General features: G+C 42.9%; 8 protein-coding genes. 2 read left to right on the forward strand and 6 right to left on the reverse strand.

Going from position 1 to position 13,647, the window contains the following annotated elements; translation table 11 throughout:
• The first annotated feature begins 24 nt into the window (after positions 1-24).
• Positions 25-2,424 carry a Xaa-Pro dipeptidyl-peptidase gene (locus OZX76_RS06460; protein ID WP_277178840.1) on the forward strand — a complete coding sequence of 800 codons (2,400 nt, stop codon included), beginning with the start codon at positions 25-27 and terminating at the stop codon, positions 2,422-2,424.
• A gap of 44 nt (positions 2,425-2,468) precedes the next feature.
• Here OZX76_RS06460 and treC read toward each other — a convergent pair whose 3' ends face one another.
• Both treC and treR read right to left on the reverse strand, forming a co-directional pair.
• Positions 2,469-4,136 carry an alpha,alpha-phosphotrehalase gene (gene treC / locus OZX76_RS06465; RefSeq protein WP_277178842.1) on the reverse strand — a complete coding sequence of 556 codons (1,668 nt, stop codon included), beginning with the start codon at positions 4,134-4,136 and terminating at the stop codon, positions 2,469-2,471.
• An 11-nt stretch (positions 4,137-4,147) separates the two neighbouring features.
• Positions 4,148-4,873, reverse strand: a complete 726-nt coding sequence (gene treR, locus OZX76_RS06470) for a trehalose operon repressor (RefSeq protein WP_277178844.1) — start codon at positions 4,871-4,873, stop codon at positions 4,148-4,150.
• 185 nt (positions 4,874-5,058) lie between these two features.
• On the opposite strand from treR, the gene OZX76_RS06475 reads away from it, so the two are divergent.
• Positions 5,059-6,990 (forward strand): PTS glucose transporter subunit IIABC, encoded by a 1,932-nt coding sequence (locus OZX76_RS06475; RefSeq protein WP_277178846.1) that lies wholly within the window; start codon positions 5,059-5,061, stop codon positions 6,988-6,990.
• A 105-nt stretch (positions 6,991-7,095) separates the two neighbouring features.
• Here the strand turns inward: OZX76_RS06475 and carB are convergent, their stop codons facing one another.
• Genes carB through OZX76_RS06495 form a run of 4 tightly spaced genes read right to left on the reverse strand, consistent with a single transcriptional unit; the run spans position 7,096 to position 13,586 of the window.
• Positions 7,096-10,278 carry a carbamoyl-phosphate synthase large subunit gene (gene carB, locus OZX76_RS06480; protein WP_277178848.1) on the reverse strand — a complete coding sequence of 1,061 codons (3,183 nt, stop codon included), beginning with the start codon at positions 10,276-10,278 and terminating at the stop codon, positions 7,096-7,098.
• Entirely contained in the window at positions 10,271-11,356 is a 1,086-nt protein-coding gene (locus tag OZX76_RS06485; protein ID WP_277178850.1) for a carbamoyl phosphate synthase small subunit, read from the reverse strand. The genes carB and OZX76_RS06485 overlap by 8 nt, the downstream gene beginning before the upstream one ends.
• Entirely contained in the window at positions 11,356-12,630 is a 1,275-nt protein-coding gene (locus tag OZX76_RS06490) for a dihydroorotase (protein ID WP_277178852.1), read from the reverse strand. Before OZX76_RS06490 ends, OZX76_RS06485 begins: the two co-directional genes overlap by 1 nt.
• Positions 12,630-13,586 carry an aspartate carbamoyltransferase catalytic subunit gene (locus OZX76_RS06495; RefSeq protein ID WP_277178854.1) on the reverse strand — a complete coding sequence of 319 codons (957 nt, stop codon included), beginning with the start codon at positions 13,584-13,586 and terminating at the stop codon, positions 12,630-12,632. The genes OZX76_RS06490 and OZX76_RS06495 overlap by 1 nt, the downstream gene beginning before the upstream one ends.
• Positions 13,587-13,647: the final 61 nt, after the last annotated feature.

Here is a 13,647-nt window from a genome sequence, read left to right on the forward strand (position 1 = left end):
TAGGAAATAAAAAAGGAGCACAGTATGAAATACAATCAATATGCATATGTCAAAACCGACTTCAAAACGCAAGTGCAAGAATTACTTAATATTCAATTTTTACCAGAAAATTATCAAGAACTGACTTTTAGCGAGTTATTGGCAGAACTTGTCGAGAACACGCTGGCAGAAGTTAAGCCTTGGGAGGACTCTGCTAGACAAGCTAAGCTGGGTGAATTTGCCGTTTCAGAAACACAAACCTTGGCCGACTTTTTAGCAGTAAATCCTGAAAGCATTACACTAGATCAATTTTACAACGTTGCCTTGCAGCTTTTGGGCTACCATGTCTACTACGATTATCAGTTGTCTGACCCACTCGGCTTTATGACCAAGCAAGCCCTACCGATAGTTTCTAACATTAACAACAAGGATGAGCTAATTCATGCTTGTTACCGATTGTTAAACACCCGCGCTAAAAACGGTCAACTATTAATTGATGTCATAGCTGGTAAAGGTTACTTTCACGAAAAACTCCTTGGTGACCCTGAGAGCAAATTTATTTTATTTAACGGCAAAAGTTTGCCAGTATTTGATACCAGCAATGTTATTCGCGAGGTTGTCTATGTGGAAAGTGACCTCGACACCGATGGCGATGGTCAAGCGGACTTATTACAAACGACTATTTTTCGTCCAGTGGAAAGCGAAATGATGAAAGTCCCCGCACTCTATACTGCTAGCCCTTACTTTGGCGGCGTCATTGACAACGTTAAACGCAATCACAGTGTCAATGAGAATTTGAGTGATGCAACTGAATGGACTAATCCGCAATACGAACCTGCTGCACGAGTGAAAGCCGAAAAGTCTGGCTCTGAAAATCATGCCGCAATGGAAGAAGCTGTCGGCAAATCATCTTACACATTTAACGAGTACATGCTTGCCCGCGGCTTCGCCAGTGTCTTTGCCGGCGGCATCGGAACTCGCGGCTCCGACGGCTTGCGTATCACAGGTTCTCCTGAAGAAACCGAAAGTGCCAAGGAAATTATCGAGTGGCTGCACGGCGATCGGATTGCTTATACTGATCGCAAGCGAACTCATCAAGTTAAGGCTTCATGGTGCAACGGCAATATCGGCATGACTGGTCGCTCCTACTTGGGCACCCTGCAAATTGCTGTTGCTACAACTGGAGTTAAGGGACTTAAAACCGTTGTTTCAGAAGCCGCAATCTCCTCTTGGTACGACTATTACCGCGAGCACGGTCTAGTAATTGCCCCTGAAGCTTGCCAAGGTGAAGACATGGATTTGCTTGCCGAGACCTGTCAGTCTAATCTTTGGGACGCAGGTTCTTATTTGAAGATCAAGCCGAAGTATGATGCTATGCAACAGCGGCTTCTAACTAAAGAAGACCGCACAACAGGACAGTATTCGGACTTTTGGGAAGCACGCAACTATCGCCACCATACAAACAATATTAAATGCTCTTGGATCAGTGTTCACGGGCTCAATGACTGGAATGTTAAGCCGAAGAATGTCTACAAAATTTGGCAAAAAGTTAAAAACTTGCCGCTGCCAATTAAGCCGCACTTGTTCCTACACCAAGGACCACACTACAACATGAATAACCTGGTCTCAATTGACTTTACCGACCTGATGAACCTCTGGTTTGTTCATGAATTGCTCGAAGTTGATAATGGTGCTGAAAAGCAGTGGCCAGCCGTCATGATTCAAGACAACTTAAAAGCTGACACTTGGCATCAAGAAACTGATTGGAGTAATAATTTAGGCCAAGAAACGACTTATTACCCAACTGATGATGGTGAGTTGCAAAAAGATGGCAATGGTAAAAAGCAACTAGCATTTGTTGATGTTGGCGGGCAAAAATTTAAGCAAGCCCATATTTCTGAAAGTGATTGGCAATATCAATTTATCTGCGGCAAAGAGCCGTGGGCATCATCAAGCCTGCGTTTTACCACCGATGAGTTTATTCATCCCGTAACAATCGTTGGTCGACCCGAAGTTACAGTTCATGTTTCTTCCAGTTTGAACAAGGGTCAACTCTCAGTTGCCTTAGTTGAGTTAGGTGACCGCAAGCGGCTGACAGCCACACCTAAATTCCTAATGCGCGGCGGACAAGAACTCGGCTATCGCTTTGGCACCGATACCCTGCAAGAATTTATGCCGGACAAGCTAACCCATGCTAAATTAATTACTAAGGCACACATGAATTTACAAAATTACGCTGATATGAAAAAGCCTGCTGCAATTAAAGCTGGACAATTTTATTACCTGACCTTTAAATTGCAGCCAACTTATTATCGGCTTCCTGTCGGCAGTCGCCTGTGCCTAATCATCTATTCCACTGACCAGGGCATGACTAAGCGCCCACTTGAAGAAGCAACTTATACAGTTGATTTGGCAAAGACAGCAATCAAATTTAGTCAAAAATAATCAAAAAATCGTTAGAACCTAATAGTTCCAACGATTTTTTGATTTTAAGAAACAGTTTTTATTGCCAATGCCTCATAAGGTCTTAGATGCAAAGAGTGATTAATTTCAACCTCATCTTCTTGATAATTACTAATTAAAACCTGGTAAGTCTGATTGCAGTACTCCTCTGGCACGCTAACTACATGCTCTTGACCATAAAAATTATTAAAGACTAATATTTTTGGTGAATCATTATTCAAATAACGTTCATAGGCCAGCACCCTCTGATCAGATTTCAAGAACATTTTAATATGGCCATCTGAAATTAAGTCTTCATGCTTACGCAATTTAATCAGCTGTTGATAATAATTGAAGATTTCACCCTGCGTCAATTCTTTTTTGACATTAATCTGTGCTTGGTTTTTCGGCATTAACCACGGCTTGACCTTACTAAAGCCCGCATATTTTTGATCATCCCAGTGCATTGGCGTTCGCGAATTATCGCGAGACTTGGTATGGACAATGTCAAAGGCCTCTTGATCTGACATGCCTTGCCTTTTCAAATTATTAAAGGCATTCTTGCTTTCAACATCAACATAACTATTAATCGAAGAGTAATCAGGATCGGTCATGCCGATTTCTTCCCCCATATAAATGTACGGCGTGCCCCGCATCAGATGAATTGCCGTCGCTAGCATCTCCGCAGACTTTGCCCTGTACTGTCCGGAGTCACCAAATCGGCTCAAGGCCATTGGCTGATCATGATTATTCCAAAACAAAGCATTCCAGCCGCCACCTTGGTCCATCTCTTCCTGCCATTGAGTTAACAAACTTTTCAGTTTCATAAAATCAAACGGCATCTTAGTCCACTTTTCACCATTTTTGTAATCAACTTTTAAATGATGAAAGTTAAACACCATTGATAATTCATGCTCACTAGGCTTGGAATACGCAATCGAATTTTTAATGGTAGTTGAAGACATTTCCCCAACTGTGATGCTGTCAGGATCTTTACCAAAACTGGCCGCATTCATTTCCTTTAAATACTTATGAACTACTGGCGTATCAGTGTAAAGACTCTTTTCTTCCACTGGGTCAGTCGAATCAATTAACTTAGCGGCCTTTCCGGTAACGTTGATAACGTCAAACCTGAAGCCCTTTACCCCCTTAGAACGCCAAAAGTTGATTACCTTGTACACTTCCCGTCTTACATCAGGGTTATGCCAATCAAGATCAGCCTGACTTGGATCATAGAGATGTAAGTAGTAATAATCGGTATCGCCAAACTTAGCCCATGCAGGACCGCCGAATTTACTTTGCCAATTGGTCGGCAAACTGCCATCTTTTTTAGCTTTACGTAAATAGAAAAACTTCTGGTACTTTTCATCCCCTGCCAGAGCCTTTTGAAACCAGATATTGCTAGTCGAGCAATGATTAAAGACCATGTCGAGCATCACATCAACATTAATTTCTTTTAATTTAGCAACTAGCTCCTCGAAGTCCGCCATCGTGCCAAAAAGCGGGTCAATCTGATAATAGTCCGCAATATCATAGCCATTATCACGCTGCGGCGAAACGAAAAAAGGATTGAACCAGACCATATCAACATTTAATTTTTTGATATAAGGAATTTTTTGAATGATTCCGCGAATATCACCAACACCATCACCATTAGCATCATAGAAAGATTTGGGATAAATCTGATAGATTATCTTTTTACCTAAATTAACCATTTAATTTCTCCTTAAAATCTAATTCTTTGTCTGCGCGCAAAATCAACAAATTTAAATTTACTTGGATCATGATAAGACAGCGTCAACTGAAATAAGGTTGCATCACTTAAATAATTATGACTAGCAACCAGTACAGCGGTTTTATCCTTCAAGCTTAACTTTCTTTGCAGCTCATCGTCGACCTTTTCAACCGTAATTGCCTTGGTCGCATACGAAACTTCCAACCCTTTTTCATTTTCCAGATAGTTATAAATTGAAGTCTGAGCCGCATTTAGTGGCAACTCGTTAATCGGTGGTGAAAAAAGAAAATCACAATCAAGAATTTCTGCATTGCCATCAATTTTTCGTAATCGCTCAACATAAAACCCAGTTTGTTGCTTCTCATTAGGGAACTTTTCCTTAAAAAGTTCAGGTAAGGTATGCATCTTCTCTAAAGTTAAAACCTCGGTTTGCGCATCCATCCCCAAAGACTTGCTTAGTTCCGCAAAACTCGAAATACCAGAAATTGGAAAAGAATACTGCTCCAAATTCAAAACTAGCGATCCCTTACCACGTATCTTTTGAATCAAGCCTAACGAATTTAACCCCTGCAATGCCTTACGCACCGTCTCTCGCGAGGTCCCGTATAACTTAGTTAACTCACTTTCGCTTGGTAAAAAAGAATTAGCTTTAAATTGCTCGTGTTTAATTTTGGCTGCAATATCTTGCGCAATAATATCTGATTTTGACTGCATCATGGTTTTCCTTTCACTTAATCAGATTAATTATATCTGCTTATGTACATACAAGTAAATAAACTTTACGAGCATAGTTATAAATATCAACAAATACTCTATTGCATCTTGTCTAGACAAGTATGATAATAATCATAAATCATTTATTAATAAATGCAAATGTATTTAGTTAGAAAGAAGGAAAACTAATGGCAATTAACAAAGAAACTGCTCTATTAGCTCCTGCAAACGGAAAAGTTGTCGCTCTTAGCAGCATTGATGATCCTGTCTTTAGCAAAGGAACAATGGGACAGGGATTTGGTTTAATACCGACTAATGGTAAAGTCGTTGCACCAGTTTCCGGAAAGGTTGTGACGGTTGCGGAAACAAAGCATGCGATTGGTTTCAAAACCTCTGATGGCCTTGAAGTACTGGTTCACATGGGGATTGATACTGTAACGCTTAAAGGTCAGCCATTTACAATCGATATTCAAAATGGTGGTGAAGTTAAAGCTGGACAAACAATTGCCCAAATGGATCTTGAAGCCATTAAAACTGCCAAGTTAGACCCGACAATCATTACAGTTATTACCAATACAGCTGATGCAATTGACGGGTTAGACATTACGGAAGGTGACACATCTAGTGGCGCTAAAGTAGCTACCGCTTACCTTAAAAATGACATCCAATCAGTATCTAATAAAAAGTTATCTTATGATGAACTAGCTACTTTTATTATTAATAACGTCGGTGGTCCAGAGAATATTAACAACGTCATTCACTGTATTACTCGGTTAAGGTTTTATCTTAAAGATGAAGCTCAAGCCAATGATGATGTGCTTAAAAATCAGCGCGGGATTCTTGATGTCATGCACGCATCCGATCAATATCAAGTCGTAATTGGCGATGGCGTTGCCAATCTCTACGATGCCTTAGTTAAGCAGTTACCAGAATTAGATGATTCAGCTGCGCCAGCAACTACGCAAAATGATGGTAAAAATCCTTTCTCACGAGCAATCAATAACTTAATCGGCTTTATTACGGGCTCAATGAGTCCCGTTATTGGGGTTATCGCCGCATCCGGTATTATGAAAGGGATTCTTGCACTACTAACACTGCCGCAACTCGGCTCTCTACTTAATGTTAACAGTGTGCCTTACATTACCATCAGTGCAATGGCCGATTCAGCCTTTTACTTCCTACCAATCTGGGTTGGTTTTAGTGCTGCTAAACGGCTGGGCAGCGACCCGATTATCGCCGCAGTTATCGGTGGTGTAATCACCATGCCACAATTAGTCACATGGGGCAAAGCTGGAAAGGTTATGTTCAATCTTGCGGGATTAAACTTCCAGTTTTTGAATTATACCTACTCCATCTTCCCAATGATTTTGGCTGCATGGCTAGCTTACAAGTTGGAAAAATGGCTTAAAAAAGTCCTACCAACTTATTTGCAAATGATTTTTGTACCTTTAATCACTGTCCTAATTGTTGCCACGATTACTTTGGTTATCACTGGTCCAATCATTCAAGGAATTGCGAATGGAATTGCTGTCTTCATTAACTGGTTGGTATCTGTATCTGGCTGGTTCGGTGGTTTCATTATCGGCGGCTTTTACCAAGTACTTGTTATCTTTGGCTTCCACTGGGGTGTTGTGCCGCTGGTTGCTCAACAAATTGCAAGTACTGGTCAAAGTGCGATTAACGCAATTATCTGTTCAACCATGATTTCTCAAGGTGCCGCAGTCTTGGCAGTTGCGATTAAATCAAAGAAGGCTGACATCAAGGAATTAGGTTTTGCAGCAATGATTAGTGCGTTCTGCGGTGTTACTGAACCTGCTATTTACGGTATCAACCTTAGATATAAGAAGGTCTTCATTTCTGGATCAATTGGTGCCGCATTTGGTGGACTAGTTACCGGATTAATGCACGGGACCATGTTTGGCTTTACTGGTGGATTGATTGGCTTCTCAAGTTTCTTCAATCCGAAAAATCCTGGAGACTTAAGCAGCTTTTACGCATTCTTGCTTGCCAGTGCAGTTGCCATCGTTGTTGCCTTTGTTATCACTTGGTTCTGGGGTTATGACGATAAAATGGTCATGGGCAAAAAGGTTGCTAAAGCTAAACGCCCGGGGACAATTTAATTTGCTAAAAACTTAACTATCTTCAATAACATAAAGCGGTCAAGAATTTCTTTTGAAAAACTTGACCGTTTTTTATTGTCTCAAATTTTACTTGCTACTTAATTTTTATTTCAGACTAGTTGTTAAAAATGACCGGTTAGCAAGTGCCGTCAACAATGCGCGTGCCGTGTCCAAGCTAGTGATTAGCGGCACATTCTGCTGGATTGCCATCTGCCTGATGATAAAACCGTCTGAGTTCTTGGCTAAATCGTGTCCCATCGTATTGATTACCAAATCAATCTTGCCGCTGCGCAATTCGGTTAACAAATTGTTGTCTGCTTGGTCATGAATTTTTCTAAGCAGCGTCACATGAAGATTGTGCTTTTGCAAAAATGCCGCGGTGCCACTGGTTGCGAATATCCGGTAACCAATCTGGACAAATTTTTGTGCTAAAGGCAAAACCGCTTCTTTATCGCGATCTTCAATGGTTAGCAGCACATTACCGCTGTCTGGAATCCGCATCCCCGCACCAGCAAAGGCTTTGTAAAGAGCTTTGGGAAAGCTTAAGTCACTCCCCATTACCTCACCAGTCGACTTCATTTCAGGTCCTAAATAACTGTCAACATCGGCTAGCTTACTGAAAGAAAAGACAGGTGCTTTCACACTAATCAGCTTCGACTCTGGTGCTAGACCATCGGCGTAACCTTGCTCGCGCAAACTCTGCCCCATAATTACTCGAGTTGCAACCTGAGCCATTTCAATGCCAGTGATTTTACTTAAAAATGGCACTGTACGACTAGCTCGCGGATTAACTTCAATGACATAAATCTCATTATTGCGCTCAATTAGCTGCAGATTCATAATCCCGCGGCAATTTAGCTTTAACGCCAATTGCTTGGTAATTGTTGCAATTTTTTGCTTAATTTCAGGTGTAAAAGTTTGTGCTGGATAAACAGCCATTGAGTCACCAGAGTGCACCCCGGCATGTTCGATGTGCTCCATAATGCCGGGAATGAGTACACGTTCACCATCACAAATAGCATCGACATCGCATTCGCGCCCATCCAAGTAATCATCCACCAGAATTGGGTGGCTGCTGGCAATATCAACATGGTCGCGCAAATAATCTTCTAGTTCGTCTTGGCTGTAAACAATTGCCATTGCCTTGCCACCCAAAACGTAACTTGGCCGCACCAAAACTGGGTAGCCGAGTTTAGTCGCTGCTTGAATAACGCCATCATGAGTTGTCGCCGTAATTCCCTGCGGCTGCTTCAGATGCAATTCCTTAACCACTTGGTCAAATAATTCGCGGTCTTCTGCGCGATTTAAGTCCTTGACGCTTGTTCCCAGAACCTTGATACCATGTTCTTCCAGACCAGCCGCAAGATTAATCGACGTTTGCCCGCCAAATTGAATAATCACACCAACAGGCTGCTCCAGGTCACAAACGTTAAGCACATCTTCCAGCGTTAACGGCTCAAAGTATAACTTATCGGAAATCGAAAAGTCAGTCGACACCGTTTCCGGATTCGAATTAACGACAATTGCTTCATAGCCCATCTTTTGCAATGCCTTAACAGAATGCACGGTCGCGTAATCGAACTCAACGCCCTGACCAATTCTAATTGGGCCGGAACCAATAACCAGTACCGACTGTTTATGGTCAGGTTGACTCTCATTTTCTGTATCATAAGTCGAATAAAAGTATGGCGTTTGCGAAGCAAATTCGGCGGCACAAGTGTCAACCATTTTATAAACCGGAACAAGCCCCTGCTTTTTACGTAATTGCCTTACCTGTTCGGCCGTTTGCTGCCACAAATTAGCAATTGTTTGGTCACTGAAGCCATATTTCTTGGCGGTTTTAAGCACTGCTAAATTATCTGAATGCGACTTAATCATCTTTTCCAAATCAACAATGTGGCGCACAATATCCAAAAAGTAGAAATTGATTTTAGTTAATTCGTGAACATCCTTCATCGAATAGCCGCGACGAAAAGCTTCAGCCAGATAAAACAGGCGATCATCTTGTGCCTTAACCAGCTTTTGTTCCAAATCTTCATCGCTTGTCTTGTGCGCTACTTCTGAATAAAAATCCTTCTGATCAATTTCCAGCGACCGGACCGCCTTTTGAAAGGCTTCTTCAGCCGTGCGCCCAATTGCCATCACTTCACCGGTGGCCTTCATCTGGGTGCTCAACTCGCGATTAGCTTTGGGAAACTTGTCAAACGGCCACCGCGGAATTTTACAGACAACGTAATCAAGGACTGGTTCAAACTCCGCAAAGGTTGTCCCTGTTACCGGATTTTTGATTTCATCTAAAGTCAACCCAACCGCGATTTTGGCTGCCATTTTGGCAATTGGATAACCCGTGGCCTTCGAAGCCAAAGCCGAAGACCGCGACACCCGCGGATTAACCTCAATCACATCATAATTGAAGCTGTTTGGGTCAAGTGCCAACTGCACGTTGCAGCCACCCTCAATCTTCAATGCTCGAATTAAGCGCAATGAGCAATCGCGCAACATTTGATATTCCTTGTCCGACAGTGTTTGTGATGGTGAAAAGACAATCGAATCACCAGTATGAATGCCAACAGGATCAAAATTTTCCATGCAACAAACAATCATCGCATTATCGGCGTGATCACGCATTACTTCAAATTCAATTTCCTTATAGCCAGCAATCGACCGCTCTACCAAACATTCAGTAACTGGTGATAGTTCCAAGCCATTTTTGGCAACACGGGCAAGTTCATTACGGTCATTACAAATGCCACCGCCAGTGCCACCCATGGTAAAGGCAGGACGCACAATGATTGGGTAGCCGATTTCATCCCCAAAAGCCAATGCTTCTGCGACCGTTTTGACACTTTTTGACGGTGGGACAGGCTCACTCAACTGTTGACATAGCTGCTTAAACTTTTCTCGGTCTTCGGCTTGCTCTATCGACTCTAATTTAGTGCCTAACAGTTCAATCCCTAGTTCTTTTAAAATGCCACTTTTGGCTAATGCCAAAGCCATGTTTAAACCAACTTGACCGCCCAATGTTGGCAAAATGGCATCGGGATATTCTTGGCGAATAATCCGCGAAGCCGCGTCAACGGTTAAAGGCTCAAGATAAACCTTGTCGGCAATTGCAGTATCGGTCATAATCGTTGCTGGATTGGAGTTAACCAGCACAACTTCGTAACCTTCTTCGCGCAAAGCCAGACATGCTTGAGTTCCCGAATAATCAAACTCTGCTGCTTGCCCAATAATTATCGGGCCAGAGCCGATTACCATAATTTTATGAATATCTTGTCTTTTAGGCATGCTGATTGGCTTCCTTTCCTTGATCAATCATTTGCATAAAGTAATCAAAAATCCCTTGCTGATCATGTGGGCCAGGAGTTGCGTCCGGATGAAATTGCACTGAAAATGCTGGGTACTTCTTGTGCCGCAGGCCCTCAATTGTACCGTCATTAACTTCAACATGGGTGACCATCAAGTCAGTTGCAGCAATTGATTCTACCTTAACCGCATAACCATGATTTTGCGAAGTAAAACCAATGTTTCCCGTGGCGATTTCACGAACTGGATGGTTAAATCCGCGGTGACCAAACTTCATTTTGAATGTCTCAGCACCATTAGCTAGGGCAAAAATCTGGTGTCCCATACAGATCCCCATTAATGGCAAATGCTGTTCAACTTCTCGCACCATTTTTGCCGCGTCGATCATTTCACTTGGATTACCGGGACCATTAGAAAGCAGTACGCCGTCTGGATGCAAGCTTAAAATACGCTCGGCAGTGGTCGTATACGGCACAACAATACAGTTACAATCGCGCTGTGCCAGTTCACGCAAGATACTATTTTTAATACCAAAATCAACGACGACAATGTTGCGTTTAGAACCCGGTACCGGATACGAACGGGTTGTCGAAACGCGGCCAATTGCCCCTTGGGTTAAATCTTCTTGCTTTAATTCTTGCGTAATCTGTACAGCTTCAGCAGCGGAATTGACAATTTGACCCCGCATTGTCCCGCGCGAGCGTAACTTTTTAACTAACGCCCGTGTATCAACTCCTTGAATACCGGGAATATTTAGCTTTTTAAGAAAATCCGGCAAAGTCGTCTGCATGCGCCAATTATCAGGATGATGAGCAACTTGGTGACAAATCACACCCTTAATGCCGGGCTCAAGTGACTCATAATCCGCTAGGGTAATACCGTAATTGCCAATTAGTGGGTTAGTAAACACCAAAATCTGGTCGGCATACGATTGGTCCGTGATGGCTTCCTGATAGCCGGTCATTCCCGTGGTGAACACGACTTCACCCTTTGTCTCACCTGCTGCACCGAAGCCTTCACCTTGGTAAACGCTGCCATCTTCTAAAATTAGATACTTCATTATTGCTCCTTTGCTTGGTAAACTACTTGGCCAGCAACCATCGTTAATACCGTTGAGCCGTAAACATTGTCCCCAGTAAACGGTGTATTAGAACTTTTTGAAAAATAATTCTGCGTCTGCATTTTTGTCTTCGCTTGCAAGTCAAAAATGGCAATGTCCGCTGGCTCACCAATTGCAATTTTGCCCGTATGTTGCAAACCGAAAACTGTCGCTGGCTTAATCGTCAGCCAAGTTAACAGTTGCGACAAACTACAATAACCCGTTTTTACTAGCTGCGTGTATAGCTCACTAAAAGCTGTTTCACTTCCAGTAATTCCAAAGGCAGATTTGGCAAAGCCGCCCGCCTTATTCTCCCGCGTATGTGGCGCGTGATCAGTGGCAATCATATCGATTGTCCCATCAAGAAGCCCCGCAATTAACGCTTGGCGATCTTCCTCCGTTCTCAGCGGCGGATTCATTTTAAAATTACTGTCATTCTGGTCAATATCATCTTCTGTTAAGAGCAGGTGATGCGGCGCTGCCTCACACGTAACATGCACGCCGCGCTTTTTGGCAATTCTGATTAGATCAACACTAGTTTTAGTTGAAACATGACAAACGTGATAATGCACGCCTGTTTTCGCAGCTAGCAATAAGTCGCGAGCAATCTGCGTGGTTTCGGCAAGTTCAGTAATTGGTCGTAAAGCAAACTCCGTTGCTCTTAGGCCAGCGTTAATTACACCCGAATTAAAAAGTGTATCGTCTTGCGCGTGCTCGGCAATAATTAACTGGTTATTCTTTGCCTGCTGCATTGCGCGCAGCATCGTTTGCGCATTCTGGACGCCCTTGCCATCATTACTTAAAGCAATTGCGCCCGCACTTTTAAATCCAGCGTAATCAGGTAGTGTCTCGCCAACTTCATCAACCGTAATTGGCCCGTATTGTAAAACATGGACGATGCCATTTTGTTGGTTATTCGCCACCATCTTTTGCATTAACGCTGGCGTATTGGGAACCGGCGTTACGTTAGGCATTGCTGCGGTAGTTGTAAAACCGCCACGCGCTGCGGCCAGCGTTCCCGTATGCACGTCTTCTTTTGCAGTTTGCCCAGGGTCACGATAATGCACATGCATGTCGACCAAGCCGGGACTAACCAATTTTCCCGTGGCATCGATCACCTGCTCAGCACTCAAATTCTGACCAACGGCACTAATGCAGCCATTTTCAATTAATAAATCACACGGCGTAATTGCACCGCCAAAGTAAACCTGACCATTTTTAATGACTGTTGCCATTATTCTAGCCCTCCTAGCTGCCGGCCGCGCATTACGGCTTCAATCATTGCCATGCGCATAAAGACACCGTTTTGCATTTGGCGAACAAACATACTCTTAGGTGCCTCAACCAATTTGCCAGCCAATTCCACGTCGTGATTAATCGGACCTGGATGCATGATAATCGCGTCCTTTTTCAATTCTTGATAGCGGCGCTCATTAATACCAAATTGCTCGTGATACTTCACCGCATCAAACTTGCTTTCATTTGGATCGCCCGCATGGCGCTCATGCTGCACCCGCAATAGCATCATCACGTCAACTTGACTAACCAAATCGTCAAGCACCGCAAATTGACCGTACTTGTCGAACTGCTTGTCGTACCAATATTCTGGGCCAGAAAAGTAAACTTGCGCGCCAAGTCTAGTTAGCAATTCCATATCACTTTTGGCGACACGTGAATTAGTAATGTCACCAACAATTGCTACTTTTAAATTTTTAAAATGACCAAAATGCTCGTGAATTGTCATCATATCAAGCAGGCATTGTGATGGGTGCTGACCACTGCCGTCACCAGCATTAATGACACCAATTTGGAGGTGTTGGTCATCCTGTGGGTGAATTAGTTTGTCGTAATATTCATTTTCCGAATGACGGATAACCTCAAGGTTAATCCCCAAAGCAGCCATAATCAACGAGGTATCGTACAGCGTCTCGCCCTTTTTAACCGAGCTATGAGCAGGGTCAAAGGGAATGACAGTCAGACCCAACTTACGTTCAGCCATTTCAAAGCTAGTATGGGTTCTGCTCGAATTTTCAAAAAACATGTTGGTCACATAAACTGGCTGGGTTAATGCTGGCCTAGCACCGCCCCGCTTAAAATACTCGGCGCGGTCAATCAAGGCCTGTACTTCATCTGTTTTTAAATTTTCAACGCTAACAAAATGCGGCAAACTAACAAAATTTTTACTTTTCATGGCCTAAACCCTTTCTTTAAGATAAAAAAACCTGAAGCATTTACTTGCTCCAGGTTAATCA

Origin of the sequence: Lactobacillus sp. ESL0677, from assembly GCF_029392875.1 — a bacterium.
Lineage (GTDB): Bacteria > Bacillota > Bacilli > Lactobacillales > Lactobacillaceae > Lactobacillus.

Bases quoted from the DNA above. Each gene is read 5' to 3' on its own strand.
- OZX76_RS06460 (WP_277178840.1), top strand. From the start codon at position 25: ATGAAATACAATCAATATGCATATGTCAAAACCGACTTCAAAACGCAA.
- treC (WP_277178842.1), bottom strand. From the start codon at position 4,136: ATGGTTAATTTAGGTAAAAAGATAATCTATCAGATTTATCCCAAATCT.
- treR (WP_277178844.1), bottom strand. From the start codon at position 4,873: ATGATGCAGTCAAAATCAGATATTATTGCGCAAGATATTGCAGCCAAA.
- OZX76_RS06475 (WP_277178846.1), top strand. From the start codon at position 5,059: ATGGCAATTAACAAAGAAACTGCTCTATTAGCTCCTGCAAACGGAAAA.
- carB (WP_277178848.1), bottom strand. From the start codon at position 10,278: ATGCCTAAAAGACAAGATATTCATAAAATTATGGTAATCGGCTCTGGC.
- OZX76_RS06485 (WP_277178850.1), bottom strand. From the start codon at position 11,356: ATGAAGTATCTAATTTTAGAAGATGGCAGCGTTTACCAAGGTGAAGGC.
- OZX76_RS06490 (WP_277178852.1), bottom strand. From the start codon at position 12,630: ATGGCAACAGTCATTAAAAATGGTCAGGTTTACTTTGGCGGTGCAATT.
- OZX76_RS06495 (WP_277178854.1), bottom strand. From the start codon at position 13,586: ATGAAAAGTAAAAATTTTGTTAGTTTGCCGCATTTTGTTAGCGTTGAA.